A 25,508-nucleotide genomic window follows, 5' to 3' on the forward strand; every position below is an offset into this window, starting at 1 on the left:
TTTTTCCTGTCTACTTTTTTAGTATATGTCCAATTCGCATTTAGCAGAAGCACAAGAAGAAATTGATTTTATGCTTGCTAAATATGGTAAACGTTCACTTGCTTGGGCAATGGAGTTAGAATTACTTGGTAGCGATGTATGGTTTGCCCATGGCAACTATTTTACTGATGAAGAATATGAAATAATTGGCAAGTCAGTAGGTAGTATTGCATATTGTCCAATACCTCAAATGATGTTAGGCTCCAGGGTTTTAGACCTTTCAGAGTTAGAATTGAAAGGGATTAATATTGGCCTAGGAACAGATGGTTATGGTGTTCAAGATAGCTCTAATTTAATAGAAGTTTTAAGAATGGCCTATTTGTTACAGTGTAATTCAAGAGGATTAGGGCGAACTCTAGCGCCAACAGCATATGATTGTTTGAAAAAAGCAACAGTGAATGGAGCAAAAATTTTAGGTAGAGATGATATAGGTTCTTTAGTAGTAAACAAAGCTGCAGATATGTTTTTAATTGATGTTAGTCCAATTGAAATGGTTGGTGCTTTAGAAGATCCTTCTGCTTTTTTGGCAAAAGCAGGGTACCATAATCATGTCTATATGACTTTTATTAATGGGGTTGTTGTTTATAGAGATGGAAAATTACAGAATATTAATGAAGATAATATTGCTCAAGATGCCAACCAAGTGTATCAAAAAAATATTAAGAAATATGAGTAATGAGGTTAAAGTTAAATAAATCAATAAAAGAAACAGTGACTTCATAAAGCCGCTGTTTCTTTTATTGATGCCATTTCATAAGATACTCAATTTCTCCATTAAAATCAATTTTTTTGATTAGTGATTTGAAACCTATTTTTAAGATAGAAGTTAAGTGCTTGAGTATTTTTTATAGACTGCTAATGTTAACGAACTATTCTTCTGTTGAGCTTTTCTTAAAAGTTGATATCCGATGCTTTGCCTTTGATACACTTCTTTAACAAATAGACCAGCTATATGGGAAGATGGAAGTAATCCTAAAAATCCCTTCAGACAGTTTTCATCTTCATAGATATAAACAATGGCATTATTGAGGGTATTCTTTACATTGTCAAATTGACTAAGCCAGTAGTCTTTTGAAATAAAACAATGGGCCTTAATATTAGTATCAAGCCAGATGTTCATTAATAAATCTAAATCTTTTTTCATATGCTCTAATCATAGTATTTCTTTACCTATTGAAGTTTTAAGAAATTTAGAACACCCTGTAGCATTTTATCTTTATTAATAATATCTTTAAAGCGAATTTCTTTTTTATCCAAGTTATCAAGGCTTCTAGGAATTGGAACACCTGTAAATTCACTGACCTTATTTAACAGTGTAATTTCATCAACTGATTCTGTATTTTTCATTAGAGCTTTAGCAACGCTACTGTTAAACTTGTAAGGGCTAGCTGTTGAAACAATGACGCAAGGTGTTGTATCTTTAGTTGATTTTTGATATTGTTTATAGACAAATTGGGCAACAGCCGTATGGGTATCGATTAAGTAATTATATTTTTTATAAGTATTCTCAATTGTTAATAGGGTGTTTTCTTCAGAACAAGAATCTGACCAAAATGACCCTTTAACTTTTTCTAATAGTCTATCTGGAATAGTGTAAGCCCCTTTTTCATTAAGGTTTTTCATTAATGTATTAACTAAGTTTCCGTCACCATCAAACAGAAGGTAAAGGAGTCTCTCAAGGTTACTAGAAATTAGAATATCCATAGAGGGTGACATTGTTCTATGAAAAGGTCTATTTCTATCATAAGTTCCTGTTTTAATAAAATCATCTAAAATATTGTTGCTATTAGCAGCACAAATAAGTGTTTTAATTGGCAGACCCATTTCCTTAGCAAAATAGCCTGCTAAAATATTTCCAAAATTTCCAGTAGGTACACTAAAGTTCAATGGTGCTCCCGTTTTAAGGGTACCTTCATTTACCAGAGATAGATAACTTTCAAAATAATAAACAATTTGTGGTACTAAGCGTCCCCAATTAATAGAGTTAGCAGAGGAAAAAGTATAGTTGTTATCCTCTAATTTCTGACGGAGGTCCATATTGGAAAATAATGCTTTAACACCTGTTTGGGTATCATCAAAATTACCTTCAACTGCTAAAACATCTACATTTTTGCCTTCTTGTGTAGCCATCTGGAGCTTTTGAACGTTACTGACTCCATTGTTGGGATAGAATACTAAAACTTTAGCGCCAGGAACATCCTTAAAACCTTCAAGGGCTGCTTTTCCAGTGTCTCCAGAAGTTGCTACTAGAATTACATAAGTTCGTTTATCACAATTTTTTTTAGCACTTGTAGTTAAAAAGTAAGGCAATATTTGTAAAGCTACATCTTTAAAAGCACAAGTTGGTCCATGATATAGTTCAAGAACATGATTTTTATCTGTCAACTTATGTAGTGGTGTTACTTTAATATTGGAAAAGGATTTTAGATTATAGGCACCATTTATACAATTAATTAATTCTTCACCTGTAAAATCAGTGAGAAATTTTTTAAATATTGCCATTGCTTTTTCTTGGTAGTTTTTATCTTTAAGAGCTTCAATTTCAGTAAGTGAAAAGGAGGGAATTGTTTCTGGAATATAGAGGCCACCATCATTGCCAAGTCCTTTTAAAATAGCTTGACTTGAGGATAGCATTTTTTTTTCATCAGTATTTCTTGTTGTCGTATATCTCATATTTATACCTCTTTTGTAATTTGTTTTTGTAATTGTAAGCTGTATGCTTCTGACGCCGGTAGTGTGTCCATATCTTTATCGCCACGACCTGATAGATTGACTACAATAGCAGTATCTTTTGACAAAGTCGGAGCAATAGACATAGCATAAGCTAGAGCATGAGCACTTTCAATTGCTGGTATAATGCCTTCAAATTGAGAGAGTTTTCTGAAAGCATGGAGGGCTTCCGCATCGGTTATAGATGTATATTTTGCTAATCCTGCATCTCTCATATAACTGTGTTCTGGACCAATGCCAGGATAGTTAAGACCAGAAGCAATTGAATAAGAAGGCAGAATCCCATTATTGTCATCTAGCATAACATAGGTTTCATAGCCATGAATAATGCCTCTTTTTCCTTGTGCTAAGGGAGAAGCATGATAACCGGTTTCGACACCTAGTCCGCCAGGCTCAATGCCAATTAATTTAGTTTGCTTGTTACCAATAAATTCTGCAAAAGCACCAATAGCATTACTGCCTCCACCTACACAAGCAATTACATAATCGGGTAGCTTATTTTCAAAATCTATCATTTGTTCTTTCATTTCTTGACTGATGACAGATTGAAAGTATTTTACCATAGCTGGGTAGGGATTTGGTCCTACTGCTGAACCTAGAATATAGAATGTATCATCAGCATTTCTTACAAGATCATCTAAGGCAATATCAACAGCAGCTTTCAAATCTTGATTTCCAGTATCTGTTATGACAACCTCAGCACCTAAAAGTTCCATCCGTTGAACATTGAGGGGTTGCTTTTCAGCATCTTTTTTACCCATATATACAATACAATTCATATTGAATAAAGCAGCAGCAGTAGCGGTGGCAACACCGTGTTGACCTGCTCCTGTTTCGGCAATAATTCTTTTTAATCCCATTCTTTTAGCAAGGAGTGCTTGCCCTAATGTATTGTTAATTTTATGAGCACCAGTGTGATTTAAATCTTCTCTTTTAAGATATATTTTAGCACCACCTAGTTTTCTAGTTAAATTCGCAGCTAGGAAAAGTGGTGTTGGTCTACCAACATAGTTTTTTAGATAGTATTGGAATTCTGCTAAAAAAGAAGCATCTTTTTTTGCTTTTTGAAATTCACTACCTATTTTATTTAGTACTTTTTTTAAATCTTCTGGAATATGGCTACCTCCAAATACACCATATAATCCATCTTTATTTTCCATTTTTGGCCTCCTAAAATTCTAATTATACTACCCATAAGTATACCAAAAATATTAACTTTTGACTATTAAATCCTTTTCCTAAGGCTTTGTTAATGGTTTGGATTATGGCAAATCAAAATACTGACTATATGATATTTGACTAGGCTTAAATTGTTTTGTTTGGAACAAAGGGTTCCCTTAAAAAAGGTATGCTATTTTATATTTTTAATGCTATAATTAATAGCGAGTCATCATATAATATTAGATGTTAGAGCAGAGAAAACATAGCGCTTTTAACATTAAGAGTAAAGGTGAATGTAATGAAGTTAGAAATTGATAAAAAAATTGTTAATAGCTATAAAAGTGTATTTGGATTTGGCGGTACTTTATTAATAGTATTTGGTTTTGTATTATTACTACCGATTGCATCTTGTTTATTTTATCCAGAGGAAGTCAATCAGATTATGTATTTTGTAGTACCTGGTCTTGTTTTTATTGCCTGTGGCTTTTTTCTCCGTTATTTATTTAGAGCGACAAGAGAAGAGTATTTAACATTTCGCCAAGATACTATTTTAGTTTTATTAACTTGGATAATTGCTCCACTTTCTTCTACAATACCTTTTATGTTAGCTAAGGAGTTAACATTTCCACTAGCTTTTTTTGAAATGGTTAGTGGTTGGACTTCAACAGGTCTTTCAGTTGTTGATGTGGAAAATATTCCTAAAATATTCTTACTCCATAGAAGTATTACTGAATTTTTTGGAGGGATTGGTATTGTTTTAGTAGTATTGTCAGTTTTATCAACGGGATTTGGTGTTCGTTTATTTACGTCAGAAGGTCATGTAGAAAGAGTTATGCCGAATTTAGGTAAGACAACCCGTGTGATTTTAGCAATTTATTCAGGTTATGCAATTGGAGGAGCCTTGCTTTATACGCTAGCTGGAATGCCTTTATTCGATTCAATTAATCATGCCATGGCTGCAATTTCTACAGGTGGTTTTTCAACTCAAACAGATGGTATTGCTTATTATAATAATGATTTGATATATTTAATTTCCATAATTTTAATGATTTTAGGGTCTTTAGGTTTTAGTAGTCATTTATTATTATTAAAAGGGAAATTTAAGAGATTCACTAATGTTAGCGAAATTCGTTTATTCATACTTTTTATTGCTGCGGCAATTCCCATAGTAGTTTTCTTTGGGTTAAGCCAGTTTTATGGTTCCTTAGGAGAAGCCTTTAAAGCAAGTTTTTTTGATATTGTATCAGCTATTAGTACAACTGGATTTAGTTATTCAGCTGTCTGGGACTGGCCTAATTTTCCAGTTTTTGTATTAGTTCTTCTGATGCTAATCGGTGGTTGTTTTGGCTCTACTTCAGGTGGTATAAAAGTTTTCAGAGTTTTAGTGTTACTGAAAAATTTAATTTGGAATATTACTAGAAACTTGAAACCACAGCGTTTAGTTTTTGAAAACTTTGTTATGAAGTCAGATGGCAAGCAGTATATTAACCATAGACTAGTGTCTCAGGCTGCTTCTTATATATTTATCTTTTTATTAACGTACTCAATTGGGGTTTCCATTTTAATGACTCTAGGCTATAGTTTTAGAGATAGCTTTTTTGAATTTGCGTCAGCCGTGGGTACGGTTGGTTTGACTATTGGAGTAACAACTCCAGATATGCCTCCGGTAGCACTTTGGACAGAAATTGTTGGGATGCTTATGGGACGCTTGGAAATTTATGTGATTTTCATTGCTGTTCTAAAAGTATTAAAAGATGTTAAAAATGTTGTATCATTAAAAAAATAGTAGTTTTATATCATTGGCTATTATAATTCACTGTATCGTTTTTTAATTTGAAAAAGATTAAAAGTAAAATCAATAAATTGAGGTGGTTTTATGAATATAAGGGATGATTTTGCGGAAATAATGAACTATGCTCACTTTAGGAATTGGCTACCTGATTTGGGTGTCGTACAGAATATATATGATATATTTCCACAATCGTTTGCTGTTTTAACACCTTTTGCTTATACACATTTGGAAGAATTTATTCGTTCAACAACTTCTAAATATGGAATTGTAGTATTAGATGAGTCAGGTAATCCTAAACACCGTAAGGTGGGGAAGGGTTTAATAGAACTGGCAATTAATGAAAACAAAAAATGCAGAATATGTTCTAGCTTTGGAACGTATAAAAATTTACTACATGGCTTCAGGGTCATCCGACACCGGAGATAATCGGAATAGTGTTGCTAATGGATATATGCACTCAAGATTTTGGGATAAAGACTCTTTTGAAACCTTAATCCATAAAATTGCTGAAATTTCAAAGTATGCAAAGTTTTAATAATTTTAATACAATGCTCATCTTTGATGTTATAAGTTGGTCAATGCTTGTGTCGAAGATAATTCTTATTTACTTGTTTGTGCTAGAAATAATAAATGTTGAAGCAATTAAAGTTATTTTCTCAAGTTATAAAAAAATACTAGAAAAATTCTAAAATGTATTGACATATCATTTATTTATAGATATAATAATTCTTGCGTCATGACGTTAAGGTATTCCTTGATAGCTCAATGGTAGAGCACTCGGCTGTTAACCGAGTTGTTGTAGGTTCGAGTCCTACTCGAGGAGCCAAATTTTATTCGGGCCCATAGCTCAGGGGTAGAGCTACCGGCTCATAACCGGTTGGTCCCTGGTTCGATACCAGGTGGGCCCACCAATGGGCGATTAGCTCAGCTGGGAGAGCGCTTGCCTTACAAGCAAGATGTCGGCGGTTCGATCCCGTCATCGCCCACCAAATATAAGAAAAAGCACCTTGGCTATGCCAAGGTGCTTTTTCTTTACTTAAAGGAGCTTTTATAGAGATGAAATTGAGAATCAATAAAAAATTAGAAGCCTTAGTAGCATTTATTGAAGCGGATGAGGTAGTTGCTGATATTGGTTGCGACCATGCTTATTTACTTATTGAATCTGTACTAAAAAAGCAGATTAAAAAAGGTATAGGTGTTGATGTAAAAAATGGACCTTTAGAGGGTGGACAAATAAATATCAATAAATTTGGTTTAGAAGGTGTTTTAACATTGCGCCTAGGTAATGGATTAGAGCCCCTTTTGTATAAAGAAGTAAATACAGTTGTTATTGCAGGTATGGGTGGTTATACTATTGTAGATATCTTAGAAAAAAGCTTAAGTAAAGTTAATGAATTAGATAAACTTATTTTACAGCCTATGACAGAGTCAGAATTAGTAAGAAAATTTTTGAAAAATAATGGTTGGACCATTACAGAAGAAGAAATTGTTGAGGATGATCATTTATATGTTATCATAGTAGCTAGGAGGGGAAAGTGGATTTGGGAAGATGATTTTTTATTAGAAATTGGTCCTTTATTATTTGAAAAGAAAGGGCCACTTTATGAAAAATATATTGATTATGAAGTGAAAACATTGGAAGGTATCTTAAAAGGCGTTTCAAAAGGGACTGAAAATGCCTTTTTGAAGCAACGAAAAAAAGACACGATTGAAAAAATTAAAATGTGGGAGGGTTATCGATGATAGATAAAAATAAATCCTATAAAGATATTGTTGGTTTTTTAAATCAAAAATATCCTATTTATTTAAGTGAAAAATGGGACAACAATGGTTTATTTATACCTCCGGATAGAGAAGCAGTCACTAACATAGTTGTGACTTTGAGTTTGACTGAGTCTGTTATTGAAAAAGCTATTGCCCAAAAAGCTAACTTTATTATTAGTCATCATCCGTTAACCTTGTCAGGTTTAAAAACTATAGATTCAAAGACAAGGGAAGGTCATTTGCTACTTCGACTTATCAAAAATGGTATTGGTTTATATGTTGCACATACAAACTTTGATTGTCATGTTGAGGGCTTAAATTATTATATAGGTAAAGCTATTGGCTTGAGTAAAATGGAACCATTAGAGCCAATTAATAAAGATACCCATTTAAAGCTGGAATTTTATATACCTAAAGAAAACGAAAAGACTGTTTTTCAAGCATTGTATAGTCTTGGTGCTGGCGCTTTTAATAATTATGACAGTTGCTCTTTTGCTTCAAAAGGATTTGGTTCTTTTAGAGGTCTCGAAAATAGTAGTCCTATTGGCAAGGTAGGAGAATTAACTATTGTAAATGAAGTTAAAGTTGAAATGATAATCCCTAAGAATAAGGCTGTCGAAATAGTTGAAACACTTAAAAGGGTACATCCTTATGAAGAGGTTGCCTATTATTTGCATTCCATTATATTTAATGAGAAAAAAAATGGATTAGGAAAAGTTGGTGTTCTAAGAAAAGCTGAGAAGCTTTCTGAGTTTATGAAACGGGTGAAAGCGGTACTGGGATGTGAAAGTATTGAAATGACTTATCCCTTAGAGGATATAATGATTAAGCGAGTTAGTATTTGTGGTGGCTCGGGGAAACATCTCCTTCCTCTTGCAATTAAGAGAAGTGACATTTATCTGACAGGAGATTTATCTTATCACGACTTTGAAAAAGCAGCGTATTATAAATTTCCTTTAGGAAACATTGGCCATTTCCATAGCGAAAGGCTGGGATTGATAGGTTGGTCGGAAATGCTTAGCAGGCAATTAGCTGTTGCTGTATGTTTTTTAGAAGAAGAAGGAATGTATTCCACCGTAATCTGATTACTTAAAAATTAATTTTTTAACTTGAATGAAGAGTGTATGGAGAATTTGTTGCTCCTCAAGGGAGAGTTTACTAAACCATTGTTCAAAAGAAGAAAAGGACAGAGCATTTTCTTGAATAATATTTTTTCTTGTTGATAATGAGGAGTTTCAAAGTAGAGAAGAAGCTCATGAATTGGCATCTCAAATAGTTTTGATAAGTGGAAAAGAATATCCAATTTTGGATATTGATCACCTCTTTCAATGGCTCCGTAATACCCTCTGGAAACATTTAAGTAATCGGCTGTTTTTCTTGGCTAAGTCTTTTGCTACTTCTTAGTTTACGTATTCTTTGAGAAAAAACATAATGGGTTTTTCTGTCCATACATTTCACCTCCTTAGGTCATACTTATTGTAAACTAGTGGATATTGGATATCTATGTTCAAATGGTGTCATTTTGTCATATCTGCACTAAAAAGGCTAGGAACACCTATTAAAAGGTATCCTAGCCGTTATTTTTACCTGTGGCAACATTATGGCAACAATTATTTATTTTATCTATTACTTCTTGTTCCTTATCAGGGTACAGATGTCCATAAGTTTTAAATATCTGTTTAGGGTTAGTATGCCCAACTCTCTTGGCAATTTGGAATACATTAACACCTAAATTAATTAAAAATGAAATATTGCTGTGCCTGAAGTCGTGTATTCTGATTCTATTTTTTATTTCAAATTTATCAAGGTATTTTTTAAACTTAGCACTCAATGCACCTGCTGAGTAAGGGGTAACATTTCCAAATTAAACAGTATTATATTTTGTTTACATCTCTCTTTATAATTTTTTAACATACTTATTAAGTAATCATCAATTAAAAGCGTTCTAACGCTTGATTGTGTTTTAGGGTGGGGGGGTGGGTGTGGGGTTTTTTTTAATGTTCGACGGCTTCCTTTTCCATCTCTTTGAAGGGTCTTTTTTACGCTTAGAGAGCCTTTTTCTAAGTCTATGTCGTTCCACGGTCAAAGCCAACAATTCTCCAAGCCTCAAACCTGCAAAAAAGAATAGAAAAAATTAATTTATCTTTTTCAGAATCAATGTTTTTTATAAAGAACTTAAATTCTTCATAAGTTCAAAATTTCATTTCTTTTTGCTTATTCTGTATATTACCAACAGCCTTACAAGGATTTTTAGTAACGTTATAATACTTAATAGCATGATAAAAAATTGATGATAGAAGAGAGTGGATTCTTTGAATATATGATTTTGAATATCCTTTTTCAGTTATAATAAGTTGCCAATCTAAGATATTCCTATTACCTTTTGGACATATACTAAAAAAGTAGACAGGAAAAAGTGAAACATGTTTTAAATAAGTAGACACATAAGAAAGGATAAAATTATGAATAATTACAAGAAATACGATGAAGAATTTAAAAAAAGTATTGTTAATTTACACCAAAACGGTAAAACTCAATCCCAACTTTCTAAAGAATATGGTGTCTCCATGTCTGCTTTACACAAGTGGATTAAACTTTATTCTCAGGTTAGAATTGATGATGATACTATTCTAACCGCTAAGCAGATTAAGGATCTTCAAAAGCGTAATGCTCGACTCTAGGAGGAAAATATCATTTTAAAAAAAGCAATTGCCATATTCACGCCTCACTCAGACAAAGATTAATGGCTGTTCATACCCTTCGTTTTCAGCACGCTATCTCTTTTCTTTGTCATGTCCTTAAAGTGAACCGCAGCTCCTATTACAAATACTTTTCGGAAAAACTTTCTCCTAGAACTATTGAGAATTAAAAACTCCGTCAGCTTATTCTCGGAGATTTGTCATCTTACTAAGAGACGTATTGGCCCATCTAAGATTAAGGCTCTTCTTTCCTATGACTATGGCATCAACATCAGTATTGGTAGAGCGAGCCGCCTGATGACTGACATGAATCTTCCTAAAATGCCTACTATCAAACTTCGGTTTATTCATCCGAGGTCTATTCCCAATTTTGATTGCCCTAACTACCTAAATCAAAATTTTAATGTTCCTCAGCCCAATCAAGTCTGGGCTAGTGACATTACCTATATTAATTTAAATGCCTCTTTTGCTTATCTCTGTGTTATTATGGATTTATTTTCTCGTAAAATTATTGCTTGGAAGCTCTCTCTTAAAATTGATACTTCTCTTGTTAAGGATACTTTTATCAAAGCCTTTTATTCTCAAAAACCTTCTACTTCTCTTATTTTTCATTCTGACAGAGGTTCCTAATATACTTCTTTTATCTTTAGAAAGCTCCTTGATTCTTTTGGTATCATTCAATCTTTTTCTAAGCTTTCTCATCCTTGGGACAATGCTGTCGTTGAGTCCTTTTTAAATATATGAAAAAAGAAGAAATTCTTCGTAGGTCTTTTTCTTCCTTTGCTCAAATTAAGCTTTCCTGCTTTGAACACATTGAGGGCTTCTACAACCCCCTATACGTCCCCACTCTGCTAATAACATTCTTTCTCCTAATTCCAAAGAAGACTATTTTTTCACTTCTATTAAAACTTAATTTCACTTTTTCTATCTACTCTATTGACATTCTTCCAGTTACTATTATGATGATACTAACACATCATATTTAAATCTCTGATTTAAGGTAATACTCCCTAGGCAATGTGCTTGGGGAGTTTTGCTATATAAGCGATTTTTTGTGGCAACATTTTGGCAACAAGAGGTAGAATGTATATATTATATTATATAAACCTTGATGAACCTAAATACACTTAACTAAAGTAAAACGAGCCTCAACGAACATGATTAAATCAAATATATAGTATTGTTATAATGATATTATATGAACTCAATGACAGAAAAAGCCTTCAAATATAGACAATATACTTAGAAAACCATTGCTAATATACAGGTTTTTTGTTATAATTTTGCAGTTAGTAAAAATCACATTTGGCAAATCTTTAGATGGTGCCGTTAGGTATTTAAAGATAGTGCGTCAAATGGAAGTTAAAACCGAGGAGGAAAAAATGTCAGTTATTTCAATGAAACAACTATTAGAAACAGGTGTTCACTTTGGACATCAAACTAGAAGATGGAACCCAAAGATGGATCGTTACATTTTCACAGCAAGAAACGGTATCTATATTATCGATTTACAGAAAACAGTACATATGATTGATGATGCTTATAATTTTTTAAGAGAGGTTTCTGCTGAAGGTAAAAAAGTACTTTTTGTGGGAACAAAAAAGCAAGCTCAAGATGCTGTTAAAGAAGAGGCTATTCGTTCTGGTAGCTACTATGTTGACCAAAGATGGTTAGGTGGAATGTTGACAAACTTCCAAACCATTAAAAAAAGAACTAATCGCTTAAAAGAATTAAAGAAAATGGAAGAGAATGGTACATTTGATGTGCTACCTAAAAAGGAAGTTATTGAATTAAGAAAAGAAGAAGACAAGTTAGAGCGTTTTCTTGGTGGTATTAAGGAAATGAATAAATTACCAGGAGCAATTTTTATTATTGATCCTAAAAAAGAAAGAATTGCAGTTGCTGAAGCAATAAAACTTGGAATTCCAACTGTTGCTATTGTTGATACAAATTGCGATCCAGATGAAATTGATTATGTTATTCCTGGTAATGATGATGCAATTCGCGCAGTAAAATTAATTACTGGTAAAATGGCTGATGGAATTATTGAAGGTCACTATGCAAATGCTGACCAAGAGAATTTTGAAGATATTGAAGAAGTTATTATAGAAGGAGCTACAGAAGAAGGGGTTACTGATACAGAGCAACAAGAAATGGCAGCAACTGAAAAAACTGCAATAGTATCCGAAGACTAAGATAAAGAAAAAGGATGATGATAGATTATGATTAGTGCAAGTTTAGTAAAAGAGCTAAGAGAAAAAACAGGCGCAGGTATGATGGACTGTAAAAAGGCCTTAACTGAAACTGATGGGAATATGGATAAAGCCATTGATTTCTTAAGAGAAAAAGGTTTATCTGCTGCAGCTAAGAAATCAGGGCGAATTGCAACTGAAGGTTTAGTTGAAACTTATGTCCATGGGGGTGGCCGTTTAGGCGTTATGGTTGAAATTAACTGTGAAACTGACTTTGTTGCAAAAACAGATGATTTTCAAACTTTTGCAAAGGATATTGCAATGCATATTGCTGCTGCTAAACCTGAGTTTTTAAGCTCAGATGAAGTACCAGCTGATGTAATTGAATCTGAAAAGAAAATTTTGAGAGCACAAGCATTAAATGAAGGAAAACCTGAAAAGATTGTTGATAAAATGGTTGAGGGAAGAATTCAAAAGTACTTTAAAGATGTTTGCCTTTTAGAACAACCTTTTGTAAAGGATCCTGATAAAACTATTAGCCAATTAATTACTGAGAAAGTAGCCATAATTGGAGAAAAAATTTCTATTCGTCGTTTTGTTCGTTATGAATTAGGTGAAGGAATGGAAAAAAGAGTGGATGAATTCGCTGATGAAGTAGCATCAATGATGAAATAGTTTATCTACATAAAGATTTCAGAAGAGATAGTGCATATTGCATTATCTCTTCTTTTATTATTATAGCTATAGATTTTTTATGACTACTATTGAGAAGGAGGCTGAATAAATGAATTATGAAAAGATAAGGAGTTATCTTCAAAAGAAAATGATTTTGATTCCCAAAGGAACAGAAATAATGCGAGATTATAGAGACGATGAAAAATGGATTAGTTTTAATTCAAGAATGTCTAATCCGGGACGTAGAGGCAGTGCCCAAGAAGTAGCCTGGACAGCAGATTTAGATGCATTTTATTTATTAGAAACACCTGTGGCTGAAGGCTTATACGCAACTGTGTTAGGTTTGCCTTTTCTTGAGACCAATAGAGAGAATCCTGTGACCAATGTATCTTGGTATGACAGTATTCAGTTTTGTAATAAATTATCAATTGAAATGGGATTTGAACCTTGTTATTCTTTCTCAGAAAACAGGGAAAACATAACTTGGAATAAGGGACAAGAATGGCTTTAGATTGCCTACAGATGCCCAGTGACAATATGCCTGTCGCGAGCTACATCTGTAGGCTATCGCTATGGTAATCTTGACCAAATTGCTTGGTATAAAGGCAATTCCAATGAAACTATTCAACCCGTAAGACAAAAAGCACCTAATCTCTGGAAGTTATATGATATGATTGGGAATGTTTGGGAGTGGTGTTGGGACTTATATGATGAGACACGCTATGGTTCTTAGAGGAGGCAGTTGGGCAGAAGCTGGTCGTGCTTGTGGCACGACCTCTAGGAGACGGTAGTGTCCCTTCTTTGCAAATTGAGGATTTAGGATTTAGAATTGCCCGAAACAAGTAAAGTTATTAAAATCTAGTAATAATTTAACTTTACAAAGTTAAAGTCTCATGCCTTAATGAAATTAGGAAGCCCATTTTGAGATTCAAAAATAGGGAATAGGATTTTTACTATTTTTTCTTTTAACTGGTGTATAAAAGGAGACAGAAGAGGAAAAATAAGCTATAATATTTAGAGAAGATTAAAATGAGGTGGAATGAGTGAAGAAAGCTAAATACAAAAGAATTATTCTAAAAATAAGTGGTGAAGCTCTTTCAGGAGAAGAACCATACGGTTTAAATGCCGAGACACTTGATAGTATTGGTGCACAGGTGAGTGAAATCAGTCATTTAGGTGTAGAAGTTGCTATTGTTGTCGGTGGTGGAAATATCTGGAGAGGTATTAAAGGTAGCCAGGAAACGGGTGTCGAGAGAGCCAATGCCGATTATATGGGTATGCTTGCAACTGCCATTAATTCTTTAGCATTACAGGCTGCTTTTGAAAAAAGAGGTTTAGATACAAGAGTCATGTCAGCAATTGAAATGAGACAAATAGCTGAACCTTACATTCGTAGAAGAGCTATTAGACATCTTGAAAAAGGACGCGTTGTAATTTTTGCAGCTGGAACGGGAAATCCTTATTTTTCAACTGATACGACTGCTGCATTAAGGGCAGCTGAAATACATGCAGAAGTTATTTTAATGGCCAAAAAGGTGGATGGGGTTTATGACTCAGATCCAAAGGCTAATGATAACGCTGTAAAGTACGATGTCTTGTCTTATATAGATATTTTGAATAATAATTTGAAAGTAATGGATGCAACTGCAGCTTCTTTATGTATGGATAATGAAATTGAAATTATCGTTTTTGATTTAACAGAAAAAGGTAATATTTGTAAAGTGATTACCGGTGAAAATATTGGAACAATTATAGGAGGTTAATATGGAAGAATTAGAATTAATTTTGGAAACATCTGAAGAGAGAATGGCAAAAACTATTGAAGCTTTAAAGGAAAGTCTAAGAAGCATTAGAACAGGAAGAGCCACTCCGGGTTTATTAGATGGCGTTTTAGTATCTTATTATGGTACACCAACACCTATTAATCAAGTGGCTAATATTTCTGCACCGGAGGCTAGTCTTTTATTAGTACAGCCGTATGATAAAGGATCTATTAAGGATATTGAAAAAGGAATTATTGCAGCCGATATTGGTTTGAATCCCAATAATGATGGCGATGTAATTCGCATTCCTATTCCTCAATTAACTGAGGATAGAAGAAAAGAACTTGTGAAACAAGCTAAGAAAATTGCTGAAGAATTCAAAGTGCAGATTAGAAATTTAAGAAGAGATGGTAACGATGATTTAAAGAAACTAGAAAAAGGTAGTGTTTCTGAAGATGTTATTATTAGTGGAATAGATCAAATCCAAAAGAAAACATATGAAATGATTAAAGAAATTGATGTTATTCTCACTAACAAGGAAGCATCTATTATGGAAATTTAATGAATGCAAATAAACTGATTCCAGAGCATATTGCTATTGTAATGGACGGCAACGGCAGATGGGCTAAAAAAAGAGGCCTTACCAGGGTTGCCGGTCATAAGGAAGGTGTGAATACCTTACGAAAAATTGTTGAAAGTTGTGGTAAGTTAGGGGTAGACTATTTAACTGTCTATGCTTTTTCTACTGAAAACTGGAAAAGACCTGAAAAAGAAGTAACATTTCTTATGGGTCTATTAAAACAATATGTGAAACAAGAAGTACCTTTCTTAATTGAGAACAATGTGAGATTAAAATTTTTAGGTTCAAGAGAGGGTCTTAAAGTCTCGGTTTTAAAAGCTATGGATTCAGGTGAAGAACAGACAAAAAACCAGACTGGATTAACTTTTAATATTGCCTTTAATTATGGCAGTCGCTTAGAAATAAAAGATAGTGTAAGGGCTATAGCTCAACTAGTAAGCAAAGGAAAAATTAATCCTAATGAAATTAATGAAACTTTAATAGAAAATTACTTATACACTGCTGGAATGCCAGATCCATCTTTGTTAATTAGAACATCTAGAGAAATGAGATTAAGTAATTTTTTATTGTGGCAATTGGCATATACTGAATTCTACATTACAGATATATTATGGCCGGATTTTTCTGAACAGGAACTACTGAAAGCAATTGATTCTTATGGTAGTAGAAATAGACGTTTTGGAGGTATTTAACTTGTCAAAAGAGTTGTCGAATAGGATTATTACTGGTATTTTACTTTTACTGACTTTAGGAAGTGCTCTGTATTTTGGAGACTTTTTGTTTTGGCTAGCTATTGTAATAATTACTGCCTTTTCATATCGAGAATATAGTGTTTTTTATGAAGGAAAGAAAACAGAAACCTTTTATAAAAGCACTCTCGTTTTAGGTGTTCTCTATTTTATTGGTCTTTATTTCTTTTCATTATGGGTATTGCCTATTTGTTTATTTGCTATATTTTTGTATGGGGCAATTTTGGTTATTGCTAAATACCCATCTGTTGCCTTTAAGAATATTAAATCAACATTATTTGGTTTTGTTTATTGTTATGTTTTTCCTAGCGGTATCTATTTAATTCGAGAAGAAAAAGATGGTTTGTTATGGATTGTTTATATTATTCTAGCTGTTGTTTTATCAGATGTTTTTGCTTATTTTATAGGAAAAAAAATTGGAAAAAGAAAAATTGCACCTAAAATTAGTCCTAACAAGTCATTAGAAGGGTTAATTGCTGGTATAATTATTGGCTCAATTGGTGCAACTACATTTGCATATTTCTTTTTAAAAATGAGTATTTTATTTGCATTTGTAGCTAGTATTGCTATTATTATTATTGGCGTTATTGGCGATTTGTTTGAATCTCATTTAAAGAGAGAGGCCAATTTAAAAGATTCTGGAGATGCGTTACCTGGTCATGGTGGTTTTTTAGATCGTTTTGATTCAGTTATATTTGCATCAGGTTTCGTTTATATTTTATTATTTTATATAAGAATGTTTTGAAAGAGGTTAACATGGAAAATGTTGTTATATTAGGTTCTACAGGATCAATAGGTATACAAGGTTTATCAGTTATAGAGGAGCAGAAGAATTTTGCTCCTTTTGCATTAGTTGGTGGAAGTAATGTTGATCTTCTTATTGAACAGGCAAAAAAGGCTTTGCCTAAGTGGGCAATTATTTATGATGATACTAAACTTGATATATTAAAGGCTGGATTAAATGGCCTGGCTGTAAAAGTTGCTTCAGGTGAAACAGCTATACATGAAGTTATTGCAAATGAAGAAAGTCATATTATTTTAGGTGCTATTAGTGGTTTTGCTGGTTTGAAATTTATTATGACTGCTATTCAAGCAAAAAAGAAAATTGCTTTAGCAAACAAAGAAACATTAGTAGCAGGTGGAGACTATATTTTAGATTTAATAAGAAAAAACAAGATACTTTTAACACCAGTTGATAGTGAGCACAGTGCTATTTTTCAATGTTTACAAGGTCAGCAAAATGCCTTGAATAAAATTCTTCTAACTGCTTCAGGAGGACCTTTTCGTGATTGTTCAGATGAATTTTTAAAAGCGGTTACACCTGAAATGGCATTACAGCATCCTAATTGGTCTATGGGGAATAAAATAACAATAGATTCTGCTACGCTGGCCAATAAAGGACTTGAAGTCATTGAAGCCCATTATTTATTTAATTGTTCTTACGATAAAATCGATGTTGTTATTCACAGAGAAAGTATTGTGCACTCAATGATTGAGCTTACAGATACTTCAGTTTTGGGACAGATGGGGTATCCGAGCATGAAGGGTCCTATTTTATACGGTTTAAGTTACCCTGAGCGTTTGCCTGTGCCTTGGCCATCTCTTGATTTAGCTAAAATAGGGAGTCTTCATTTTAGCAAGCCTAAGAGTAGTTTTAGGGTATTGCCACTGGCCTTTGAGGCGGGCAAAGAAGGTGCAATGGCTCCAATTATATATAATGGGGCTAATGAAGTGGCTGTTGACTTGTTCTTAAAAAAGAAAATATCATTTTTAGGTATAGCAAATTTAATTGAAGATGCCTTAGAGAATGTTGAAAGAATAAAAATTGATTCATACGAAAGTATTATTTATGCAGATGAATGCACAAGAGAATATGCGCTGAATAAAGTAGGAGAATAAAATGGGGATTATATCAATATTATTAGGGATTTTAGCTATTGGCATTTTAGCACTTGTTCATGAGGTTGGATATTATATTATGGCTAAAAGAGCTAAAATCAGTGTAGAAGAGTTATCGATTGGTGTTGGTCCTAAAATAGTTTCTTTTGATAAAAAAGAAACTAAATATTCTTTGAGAATATTGCCTTTCTTTGCTTATGTAAAAGTAGCTCAAGATGGTGATAAGGACTTAAATCAAGCATCTATTGGTGCTCGCTTTCTTCTTTATGCTGGAGGGGTAATATTTAATCTTTTATTTGGTTTAGTAATTTTTATTGTAATAGGCGCTACTGCCGGTTTTGTTACAGATACTGTATTGGTAGGCTCTTTAGCTGAAGGCAATCCAGCACAAGCTGCAGGATTGTTTCAAGGGGATCAAATTATTGGTGTCAATGAAGTTTCTGTTAAAAACACAACCGATTTTTCAACAAAAATTCAAGAGTCTGGAGGACATCCTGTTTCATTAAATCTTGTTAGAGACGGTAAGCCACTAACATTAGAAATAACACCTGTTCAAAATGAAGAGTCTAAAGCCTATAGAATAGGTATTGTTTTTGGAAAAGAAAAAATGGCCATATTCGATAGTGTTATCTATGCATTTAAAACCACATTTAATATGATTGGTTCTATTTTTAAGGGCTTATTTAAAATGGTAACTGGTACTTCAGCTGTTGAGGTTGCTGGCCCTATTGGGATTGTAACAATGGCCAGCCAATCTACACAACAAGTGTCAGATTACTTCTTCTTCATGGCTATTTTAAGCATTAGTATGGGGGTTTTTAATTTATTGCCTATTCCTGCTTTAGACGGTGGTAAAATGGTTTTTTAGCCTGAGAAAAATTACTGGCAAGAAAGTATCAGAAAAAGTAGAAACCTATGCAACTTTAATTGGTTTTAGCCTTTTAATTTTACTTTTAGTACACGCAACTTTTAAAGATGTGGTTCATATAATGGGAGAATGAAAATGAGAAGAAACACGAAATCAATTTGGGTAGGTAATGTGCCAATTGGCAGCGATTATCCTATTGTTGTACAATCGATGACTAATACAGATACAAGAGACATTGAAGCTTCTCTTACGCAAATTAGAGAACTCTGGCAACAAGGCTGTCAGATTATCCGTTTAGCTGTAGTTGATGAAGCGGCAGCAATGGCTTTAGCTGGCATTAAGGCAAAAAGCCCTATTCCTCTAATTGCTGATATTCACTTTGATTATCGCCTAGCTTTATTAGCTTTAAAAGCTGGAGTAGATGGCTTGCGAATTAATCCTGGAAATATTGGTTCAAAAGAAAAAATAAGAGCGGTTGTTTTAGAGGCAAAATCCAGACAGGTGCCTATAAGAATAGGTGTTAATGGTGGTTCCTTGGAAAAAGACATCCTTAAAAAAAATGCTGGTGTTACATCAGAGGGATTAGTTGAAAGTGGTCTTAGGCATATTGAAATATTAGAAGATTTTGGTTTTGATAATATTAAAATATCCTTAAAGATATCTAATGTACCGATGATGATTAATGCTTATGAGCTTTTAGCAAAAGAAGTTGATTATCCTTTTCATATTGGTGTAACTGAAGCTGGTACCTTAAAAAAAGGATTAGTTAAATCGTCTGTTGGCATTGGCGCTTTGTTAAATGAAGGACTGGGGGATACTTTAAGAGTTTCTCTTACTAGTGATCCTAAGGAAGAAATTACAGCAGGTTTTACAATTTTAAAAACTCTAGGATTGAAAAAAACAGGAGCAGAGTTAATATCTTGTCCAACTTGTGGTAGAACAGAAATTGACTTAATAGGTTTAGCTGCAGAAGTTGAAGCTTATATTGAAAAGATTGATGCTCCTATTACTGTTGCCGTTATGGGGTGTCCAGTTAATGGACCTGGAGAGGCTAGAGAAGCAGATATAGGTATTGCTGGTGGCAAACGCCAAGGTCTTATTTTCAAAAAAGGACAAATAATTGGAAAAGTAAAGGAAGCTGAATTGTTTTCTGCTTTTAAAATAGAAATTGATAAATTAGTTGAGGAATTCGAGGAGGAAAAATAGCTATGCGCGTATCAAAATTACTAAATAAAACATTGAAAGAAGCACCAGCGGAGGCGGAAATACCTAGTCATTCTCTTTTAATTCGCTCTGGTATGATTCGAAAATTAAGTGGTGGTATTTATTCTTATTTACCTTTAGGATGGCGAGTGCTTCAAAAAATAAGTAATATTATAAGAGAAGAAATGAATAATTCAGGGTGTCAGGAGTTAATGATGCCTATTATACAACCTGCTGAGCTTTGGAAAGAAAGTGGGCGCTGGTATGTTTATGGAGATGAATTGATTCGTTTTAAAGATAGACATAACAGAGACTATTGCTTAAGTCCAACTCATGAAGAAGTTATTACAACTATTGTAAAAAAGGAAACTTCTTCCTATAAAGAATTACCTCTCAATTTATATCAAATTCAAAACAAATATAGAGATGAGAGAAGACCCCGTTTTGGATTAATGAGAAGCCGTGAATTTTTAATGAAGGATGGTTATTCTTTTGATAAGGATAATGAAGGCTTAGATAATAGCTATAATGATATGTATTCTGCCTATTCAAGAATATTTGATAGATGTGGCTTAAGTTACAGAGCCGTTGATGCTGATTCAGGAGCAATTGGAGGTTCAAGTAGTCATGAATTTATGGTTCTTGCTAATTCAGGAGAGGCTTTAATCGTCTATTGCGATGATTGTGAATATGCTTCAAATATTGAAAGTGCTACCCATAAAGCTGTTACTTATAAAATGGGAGAGCTTCAATCTATTGAAAAAGTAGCTACTCCAAATGTAAAAACAATTGAAGAAGTGGCAACATTTTTAGATGTTAAAAAAGAAAACTTAATAAAAACACTTATTTATAAGGCTACATATAAAGATAATGAACAATTAATTTGTGTTTTAGTTAGAGGTCATAGAGATGTAAATGAAATTAAACTTTTAAATCAGTTAGGGGCGTTGGATATTGCTTTAGCTGATGATGAGGCTGTTAAAAAAGCAACTGGCGTAGAACCAGGGTTTTTAGGCCCTATTAATCTTGTGAATTTACCTTTATATATTGATGAAGAAGTTTTGTCAGTTGAAGATGGGGTTACAGGAGCTAATGAAAAAGATTTCCATATTATTCATGTCAATGGAAAAAGGGATATGGGGCAAGGTACAGTTGGCGATTATCACCTTATTTCAGAAGATGACACATGTCCTGTTTGTGGTGGCAAAATTCATTTTGCGAGAGGAACTGAAGTAGGTCAAGTATTTAAACTGGGTACAAAGTATTCAGAAGCATTAGATTGCACTTATTTAGATGAAAATGGCAAGGCTCAGCTTATGGTTATGGGTTGTTATGGTATTGGGGTAAGTAGAACTATGGCTGCTAGTGTTGAACAGAATCATGATGAATATGGTATTATTTGGCCAGTTGCAATTGCGCCATATCAAGTTATTTTAGTACCTGTAAATATGAAGGATGATACTGTTGTAGCTTTTGCAGAAGATTTATATGCTACCTTGAAAGAAAAGCAGATTGATGTAATTTTAGATGATACTACTGAGAGGGCTGGTGTAAAGTTTGCTAATGCTGATTTAATTGGTTATCCAATTAGAGTTACAATTGGCAAAAAAGCACTATATGAAAGTACAGTGGATTTAAAAGTAAGGGCAACAGGAGAAGTGATGTCTTTAGGACTAGAAGAAGCGATAGGAACAATTGAATCCCTATTGAAATTGTAGCGATAAAATGAATCAAAAATGGAATGATTTTTTAGATAAATTGAATATGGACTCTGAATTAAAAGAGCAAATAAGGAATCCCTTAAATGTGGAGATTATGGTGAAAAAAGAAAGCCAGCGTTTTATGTTGATTATTGAAACTGAATTTTTTTTAACTATTGAAAAAATCCAAATAATTGAAGGTGTATTAGAAAAGGCATTTTATCCTTATGGGGCTTATGTTTTTCCTAGGAATAACTATGTACTTGATGCCATTGAGAAAATGTATCCTTATTTATCTTATCGAATTAGCAAAAAGGCACTTTTTTTTAAGGATGTGCCTATGACTTTTAATTATAAAGAAGGCATTTTAAATATTACTTTGCCTTCTTCTTTTCATGTATCATCTTTTAAAAATAGAAAAATCAATACTTCTTTATTTAAATGGTTTAAAAGAATGTTTGATAGAGAGGACTATTTAAAAGATATTATCCTGGATAGCAATGAAAAATTTGAAGATACATTAGTCAGTATAGAAGAAAAGGAAAAAGAAGCAGTAAGTAAAGTTAATGAGATTCAATTAGAAAGAAAAGAATATGTAAAAACAAAAGAAAAGGCTATTAAGAAAACTAGAGAAAGTCATGTGCTTTTTGGCAACTCTATTCTTGAAGAGGGAACTTATCCTGAAAGTTTAATGGATCCATTAAAAAATGTTGTGTATTATGGTATTGTTTATCAACTTGAGGAACGAATCTTAAAAAATGGAAGCTTACTTATTACATTTGCTCTTTTGGGTAAAATGACGGGTATTTATTGTAAGATGTTTTTAAAGAAAAATGAGGATAGACCTAACCTTAAGAATGGTCAATTTCTTAAAATTAAAGGCAATGGTCAAATTGATTTATACAAAAAAGACATTACATTAACAGTCAAAGATATAAATATTTATTTTCCAGAAATTATATCTGATAAAGCACCTGCGAAAAGGGTGGAACTTCATTTGCATACTAAAATGAGTGCTTTAGATGCTACTCTTGATATTCATGATTTATTCAAAAGAATGAAAGAGTATGGACATAATACAGTAGCTATAACAGACCATGGAGTTGTGCAAATATTTCCAGAAGCTTATACCTTGGGTAAAAAAGAAAATATTAAAGTGCTTTTTGGGATAGAGGGCTATTTATATGATGATTCTGATAAAGAAAATCTGAAAAAGTCTGCTTATCATATTGTTTTAATTGTTAAGAATATGATAGGGTTGAAACATTTGTATGAATTGGTGACAGAATCCCATTTAAATAATTTTTATCGACGACCAAAAATCCCTATGTCAAAACTTAAGGACTTAAGAGAGGGCCTTATTTTAGGGAGTGCCTGTGAAGCAGGTGAATTATATCGAGCTATTGTAGAAGGAAAACCAAAGGAGCGCATTAAGGAAATTGCTTCTTTTTATGACTATTTGGAAATACAACCAATCAGTAACAATTTGTACATGGTTCGCAATGGCTTAGTAGAAAATGAAGAAGTAATTCGAAACTATAATAGAGAGATTGTAGCTCTTGGTGAAGAATTAAACAAACCTGTAGTTGCTACAGGTGATGTCCATTTTTTAGAAAAGGAAGATCAGCTATATAGGGCAGTTCTTATGAAGAGCAAGGGATTTAGAGATGTATCACAACCTGCCTTGTATTATAGGACGACGGAAGAAATGCTAAAAGAATTTGACTATTTAGGAGCAGAAAAAGCCTATAAAGTTGTAATAGAAAATACTAATAAGGTAGCTGGTTGGATTGAAGAGGAAATTACGCCTGTTCCAAAAGAGTTTTTTCCTCCAGAAATTGATGGAGCAGAAAATCAAGTAAAAGAAATTACGTTGGATATGGCTCATGAAATATATGGTAATCCATTGCCTGAAATAGTTGAGAAACGTTTAGATAAGGAATTAAAATCTATTATCTCAAATGGTTTTTCAGTGCTTTATTTAATTGCGCATAAGTTAGTGAAAAAATCTAATGAAGATGGTTATATTGTTGGTTCTAGGGGATCAGTTGGTTCATCTCTTGTGGCTACCATGATGGGTATTACTGAAGTTAATCCTTTAGTTCCTCACTATTTATGTAGTTATTGTAAGACAAGCGAATTCATTGAAGATGGAAGCTACAGTTGCGGTGCAGATATGCCTGATAAAAACTGTCCACACTGTGGCGAAAAATATATTAAGGATGGCTTCCATATTCCTTTTGAAACTTTCTTAGGATTTGATGGTGATAAGGTTCCGGATATTGACTTGAATTTTTCAGGGGAGTATCAACCTATTATTCATCGCTATACTGAGGAGATTTTTGGTAAAGGAAACGTTTTTAAAGCAGGGACTATTGGTACTGTTGCGGATAAAACTGCATATGGTTTTGTGCGTAAATATTATGAAGAAGAAAATTTAATATTGCCAAAAGAAGTGGCTATTAATGCAATTGCTTCTGGCTGTGTGGGCGTTAAAAGAACAACGGGACAACATCCAGGAGGGATTATGGTAGTGCCAAAATCTACAGATATTCACTACTTTACCCCTCTTCAAAGACCAGCTGATGACACAAAGTCTGATATTATTACAACGCACTTTGATTATCACTCTATTGGTGATCAGTTAGTTAAACTGGATTTGTTAGGTCATGATGACCCAACAATTATTAAATATTTAGAGGAAATAACTGGCGTTGATGTCAAACATATTCCTTTAGATCAACAAGATGTAATGTCCTTATTTTTATCAGCAGATGCTCTTAATTTAGAGGAGCCTTTTGTTGATGTAGGAAGTTTGGGGTTGCCAGAGTTTGGTACGAGTTTCGTTAGACAAATGCTTAAGGATACTAAACCATCTATGTTCTCTGATTTGCTTAGAATTAGTGGTTTCTCTCATGGCACTGATGTATGGCTGAATAATGCTAAAGATTTAATTGTAAGCGGTCGCGTAAAACTATCAGAAGCGATTTCAACTCGTGACGACATTATGGTCTATTTAATGCAAAAAGGCTTAGAGGCTTCTATGGCATTTAAAATTATGGAGTTTGTGAGAAAAGGAAGAGGCTTAACAGATGAATTTAGAGCAGTAATGATTGAAAATAATGTGCCAGAATGGTACATAGCATCTTGTGAAAAAATCAGCTACATGTTTCCTAAAGCTCATGCAACTGCCTATGTTATGATGGCTTTTAGACTAGGTTATTTTAAAATTTTCCATAAAGAAGCATTTTATGCTAGCTATTTTAGTATTAGAGGGGAAAATTTTGATTTTAATCTTTTTAAAGATAAAAAAAGTGTTAAGGATGGTTTAGACCAATTAAGTGGTATTAAGATGATGACTGCAAGAGATAAAGAGATAAAGAGCTTGCTTGAAATTGCCTATGAAATGTATTTAAGGGGTATTAGCGTTCTTAATATTGACTTAAATCAATCAGATGCAGCTCGTTTTAAAGTAGTGGAGGGTAATCTGTTACCACCTTTTCTAGCAATTCCTGGACTTGGTGTTAAAGCGGCGGAAACAGTTGTTACTGAAAGAAATAAAAGTCCATTTTTATCTATTGATGATGTTAGAAGAAGAGGAAAACTCAATAATAAAATTATTGAAGAAATGAAAGAGCTGAAAATCTTAGATGATTTACCAGAAAGTGAACAACTTTTGTTATTCTAAAAGATA

Annotated in this window: 22 protein-coding genes, 3 tRNA genes and 3 pseudogenes; 23 read left to right on the forward strand and 5 right to left on the reverse strand. The window is 33.2% G+C overall.

Annotated elements, in window-relative coordinates; genetic code table 11:
- Nucleotides 1-25 precede the first annotated feature (25 nt).
- A complete protein-coding gene (locus AZF37_RS02250; RefSeq protein WP_088369389.1) occupies nt 26-715 on the forward strand; it encodes an amidohydrolase family protein in 690 nt (229 codons plus the stop codon).
- 150 nt (nt 716-865) lie between these two features.
- Here the strand turns inward: AZF37_RS02250 and AZF37_RS02255 are convergent, their stop codons facing one another.
- The 3 genes from AZF37_RS02255 to trpB are packed head-to-tail and all read right to left on the reverse strand — an operon-like array spanning nt 866 to nt 3,929.
- Entirely contained in the window at nt 866-1,183 is a 318-nt protein-coding gene (locus AZF37_RS02255; protein ID WP_088369390.1) for a GNAT family N-acetyltransferase, read from the reverse strand.
- A gap of 26 nt (nt 1,184-1,209) precedes the next feature.
- Complete coding sequence (gene thrC / locus AZF37_RS02260; protein ID WP_088369391.1) at nt 1,210-2,712, reverse strand: threonine synthase; 1,503 nt, start codon at nt 2,710-2,712, stop codon at nt 1,210-1,212.
- 2 nt (nt 2,713-2,714) lie between these two features.
- A complete protein-coding gene (gene trpB / locus AZF37_RS02265; RefSeq protein ID WP_088369392.1) occupies nt 2,715-3,929 on the reverse strand; it encodes a tryptophan synthase subunit beta in 1,215 nt (404 codons plus the stop codon).
- 299 nt (nt 3,930-4,228) lie between these two features.
- Here trpB and AZF37_RS02270 point away from each other — a divergent pair, with 299 nt between their 5' ends.
- From AZF37_RS02270 to AZF37_RS02300, 7 genes are all read left to right on the forward strand, one after another.
- Nucleotides 4,229-5,716 carry a TrkH family potassium uptake protein gene (locus tag AZF37_RS02270; RefSeq protein ID WP_088369393.1) on the forward strand — a complete coding sequence of 496 codons (1,488 nt, stop codon included), beginning with the start codon at nt 4,229-4,231 and terminating at the stop codon, nt 5,714-5,716.
- Between the two features lie 90 nt (nt 5,717-5,806).
- Nucleotides 5,807-6,148 carry a hypothetical protein gene (locus AZF37_RS02275; RefSeq protein WP_088369394.1) on the forward strand — a complete coding sequence of 114 codons (342 nt, stop codon included), beginning with the start codon at nt 5,807-5,809 and terminating at the stop codon, nt 6,146-6,148.
- A gap of 325 nt (nt 6,149-6,473) precedes the next feature.
- Nucleotides 6,474-6,548, forward strand: a tRNA-Asn gene (locus AZF37_RS02280).
- Nucleotides 6,549-6,558: 10 nt separating this feature from the next.
- Nucleotides 6,559-6,633: transfer RNA gene (locus tag AZF37_RS02285), tRNA-Ile, on the forward strand.
- 2 nt (nt 6,634-6,635) lie between these two features.
- Nucleotides 6,636-6,711, forward strand: a tRNA-Val gene (locus AZF37_RS02290).
- Between the two features lie 67 nt (nt 6,712-6,778).
- Nucleotides 6,779-7,465, forward strand: a complete 687-nt coding sequence (locus AZF37_RS02295; protein ID WP_088369395.1) for a tRNA (adenine(22)-N(1))-methyltransferase — start codon at nt 6,779-6,781, stop codon at nt 7,463-7,465.
- Nucleotides 7,462-8,571 (forward strand): Nif3-like dinuclear metal center hexameric protein, encoded by a 1,110-nt coding sequence (locus tag AZF37_RS02300; protein ID WP_088369396.1) that lies wholly within the window; start codon nt 7,462-7,464, stop codon nt 8,569-8,571. Before AZF37_RS02295 ends, AZF37_RS02300 begins: the two co-directional genes overlap by 4 nt.
- A gap of 11 nt (nt 8,572-8,582) precedes the next feature.
- Here AZF37_RS02300 and AZF37_RS13080 read toward each other — a convergent pair.
- Both AZF37_RS13080 and AZF37_RS02305 read right to left on the reverse strand, forming a co-directional pair.
- Nucleotides 8,583-8,846, reverse strand: a pseudogene (locus AZF37_RS13080) (helix-turn-helix transcriptional regulator); the annotation flags it as partial.
- Between the two features lie 210 nt (nt 8,847-9,056).
- Nucleotides 9,057-9,323: pseudogene (locus AZF37_RS02305) on the reverse strand (tyrosine-type recombinase/integrase); the annotation flags it as partial.
- Between the two features lie 625 nt (nt 9,324-9,948).
- Between AZF37_RS02305 and AZF37_RS02310 the strand changes: the two are divergent.
- The 15 genes and pseudogenes from AZF37_RS02310 to AZF37_RS02370 all read left to right on the forward strand — a co-directional run bounded on the left by AZF37_RS02310 (nt 9,949) and on the right by AZF37_RS02370 (nt 25,502).
- Nucleotides 9,949-11,098: pseudogene (locus AZF37_RS02310) on the forward strand (IS3 family transposase).
- 469 nt (nt 11,099-11,567) lie between these two features.
- A complete protein-coding gene (gene rpsB / locus AZF37_RS02315) occupies nt 11,568-12,380 on the forward strand; it encodes a 30S ribosomal protein S2 (protein ID WP_088369398.1) in 813 nt (270 codons plus the stop codon).
- A gap of 27 nt (nt 12,381-12,407) precedes the next feature.
- Nucleotides 12,408-13,052, forward strand: a complete 645-nt coding sequence (tsf, locus tag AZF37_RS02320) for a translation elongation factor Ts (protein ID WP_088369399.1) — start codon at nt 12,408-12,410, stop codon at nt 13,050-13,052.
- Between the two features lie 109 nt (nt 13,053-13,161).
- The gene (locus tag AZF37_RS11360; protein ID WP_245612017.1) at nt 13,162-13,563 is read left to right on the forward strand and encodes a formylglycine-generating enzyme family protein; all 402 of its coding nucleotides are present in this window, start codon (nt 13,162-13,164) and stop codon (nt 13,561-13,563) included.
- 18 nt (nt 13,564-13,581) lie between these two features.
- Nucleotides 13,582-13,785 carry an SUMF1/EgtB/PvdO family nonheme iron enzyme gene (locus AZF37_RS11365; RefSeq protein ID WP_245612018.1) on the forward strand — a complete coding sequence of 68 codons (204 nt, stop codon included), beginning with the start codon at nt 13,582-13,584 and terminating at the stop codon, nt 13,783-13,785.
- A 310-nt stretch (nt 13,786-14,095) separates the two neighbouring features.
- On the forward strand, nt 14,096-14,815 hold the full coding sequence (pyrH, locus tag AZF37_RS02330) for a UMP kinase (protein WP_088369400.1): 720 nt from the start codon (nt 14,096-14,098) through the stop codon (nt 14,813-14,815).
- 1 nt (nt 14,816) lies between these two features.
- Nucleotides 14,817-15,377 carry a ribosome recycling factor gene (gene frr, locus AZF37_RS02335; RefSeq protein ID WP_088369401.1) on the forward strand — a complete coding sequence of 187 codons (561 nt, stop codon included), beginning with the start codon at nt 14,817-14,819 and terminating at the stop codon, nt 15,375-15,377.
- A complete protein-coding gene (locus AZF37_RS02340; protein WP_088369402.1) occupies nt 15,377-16,087 on the forward strand; it encodes an undecaprenyl pyrophosphate synthase in 711 nt (236 codons plus the stop codon). Before frr ends, AZF37_RS02340 begins: the two co-directional genes overlap by 1 nt.
- Before the next feature lies 1 nt (nt 16,088).
- Nucleotides 16,089-16,889 carry a phosphatidate cytidylyltransferase gene (locus AZF37_RS02345; RefSeq protein WP_162473832.1) on the forward strand — a complete coding sequence of 267 codons (801 nt, stop codon included), beginning with the start codon at nt 16,089-16,091 and terminating at the stop codon, nt 16,887-16,889.
- Nucleotides 16,890-16,900: 11 nt separating this feature from the next.
- On the forward strand, nt 16,901-18,043 hold the full coding sequence (dxr, locus tag AZF37_RS02350) for a 1-deoxy-D-xylulose-5-phosphate reductoisomerase (RefSeq protein WP_088369404.1): 1,143 nt from the start codon (nt 16,901-16,903) through the stop codon (nt 18,041-18,043).
- A gap of 1 nt (nt 18,044) precedes the next feature.
- A complete protein-coding gene (locus AZF37_RS02355; RefSeq protein ID WP_088369405.1) occupies nt 18,045-18,911 on the forward strand; it encodes a M50 family metallopeptidase in 867 nt (288 codons plus the stop codon).
- A complete protein-coding gene (locus AZF37_RS10280) occupies nt 18,892-19,044 on the forward strand; it encodes a hypothetical protein (protein WP_162473833.1) in 153 nt (50 codons plus the stop codon). The genes AZF37_RS02355 and AZF37_RS10280 overlap by 20 nt, the downstream gene beginning before the upstream one ends.
- Nucleotides 19,041-20,117, forward strand: coding sequence for a flavodoxin-dependent (E)-4-hydroxy-3-methylbut-2-enyl-diphosphate synthase (gene ispG, locus AZF37_RS02360; RefSeq protein ID WP_088369406.1), 1,077 nt, complete (start codon nt 19,041-19,043; stop codon nt 20,115-20,117). Before AZF37_RS10280 ends, ispG begins: the two co-directional genes overlap by 4 nt.
- Nucleotides 20,118-20,119: 2 nt before the next feature.
- Nucleotides 20,120-21,832 carry a proline--tRNA ligase gene (locus AZF37_RS02365; protein ID WP_088369407.1) on the forward strand — a complete coding sequence of 571 codons (1,713 nt, stop codon included), beginning with the start codon at nt 20,120-20,122 and terminating at the stop codon, nt 21,830-21,832.
- Between the two features lie 7 nt (nt 21,833-21,839).
- Nucleotides 21,840-25,502, forward strand: coding sequence for a PolC-type DNA polymerase III (locus AZF37_RS02370; RefSeq protein ID WP_088369408.1), 3,663 nt, complete (start codon nt 21,840-21,842; stop codon nt 25,500-25,502).
- Nucleotides 25,503-25,508: the final 6 nt, after the last annotated feature.

The organism is endosymbiont 'TC1' of Trimyema compressum (genome assembly GCF_001584725.1).
Taxonomy (GTDB): Bacteria; Bacillota; TC1; order TC1; family TC1; genus TC1.

Bases quoted from the DNA above. Each gene is read 5' to 3' on its own strand.
- ispG (WP_088369406.1), top strand. From the start codon at position 19,041: ATGAAAATGAGAAGAAACACGAAATCAATTTGGGTAGGTAATGTGCCA.
- AZF37_RS02340 (WP_088369402.1), top strand. From the start codon at position 15,377: ATGAATGCAAATAAACTGATTCCAGAGCATATTGCTATTGTAATGGAC.
- rpsB (WP_088369398.1), top strand. From the start codon at position 11,568: ATGTCAGTTATTTCAATGAAACAACTATTAGAAACAGGTGTTCACTTT.
- AZF37_RS02295 (WP_088369395.1), top strand. From the start codon at position 6,779: ATGAAATTGAGAATCAATAAAAAATTAGAAGCCTTAGTAGCATTTATT.
- AZF37_RS02370 (WP_088369408.1), top strand. From the start codon at position 21,840: ATGAATCAAAAATGGAATGATTTTTTAGATAAATTGAATATGGACTCT.
- AZF37_RS02270 (WP_088369393.1), top strand. From the start codon at position 4,229: ATGAAGTTAGAAATTGATAAAAAAATTGTTAATAGCTATAAAAGTGTA.
- AZF37_RS02300 (WP_088369396.1), top strand. From the start codon at position 7,462: ATGATAGATAAAAATAAATCCTATAAAGATATTGTTGGTTTTTTAAAT.
- AZF37_RS02275 (WP_088369394.1), top strand. From the start codon at position 5,807: ATGAATATAAGGGATGATTTTGCGGAAATAATGAACTATGCTCACTTT.
- thrC (WP_088369391.1), bottom strand. From the start codon at position 2,712: ATGAGATATACGACAACAAGAAATACTGATGAAAAAAAAATGCTATCC.
- AZF37_RS11360 (WP_245612017.1), top strand. From the start codon at position 13,162: ATGAATTATGAAAAGATAAGGAGTTATCTTCAAAAGAAAATGATTTTG.
- tsf (WP_088369399.1), top strand. From the start codon at position 12,408: ATGATTAGTGCAAGTTTAGTAAAAGAGCTAAGAGAAAAAACAGGCGCA.
- frr (WP_088369401.1), top strand. From the start codon at position 14,817: ATGGAAGAATTAGAATTAATTTTGGAAACATCTGAAGAGAGAATGGCA.
- dxr (WP_088369404.1), top strand. From the start codon at position 16,901: ATGGAAAATGTTGTTATATTAGGTTCTACAGGATCAATAGGTATACAA.
- AZF37_RS02365 (WP_088369407.1), top strand. From the start codon at position 20,120: ATGCGCGTATCAAAATTACTAAATAAAACATTGAAAGAAGCACCAGCG.
- trpB (WP_088369392.1), bottom strand. From the start codon at position 3,929: ATGGAAAATAAAGATGGATTATATGGTGTATTTGGAGGTAGCCATATT.
- AZF37_RS02355 (WP_088369405.1), top strand. From the start codon at position 18,045: ATGGGGATTATATCAATATTATTAGGGATTTTAGCTATTGGCATTTTA.
- AZF37_RS02255 (WP_088369390.1), bottom strand. From the start codon at position 1,183: ATGAAAAAAGATTTAGATTTATTAATGAACATCTGGCTTGATACTAAT.
- AZF37_RS02250 (WP_088369389.1), top strand. From the start codon at position 26: ATGTCCAATTCGCATTTAGCAGAAGCACAAGAAGAAATTGATTTTATG.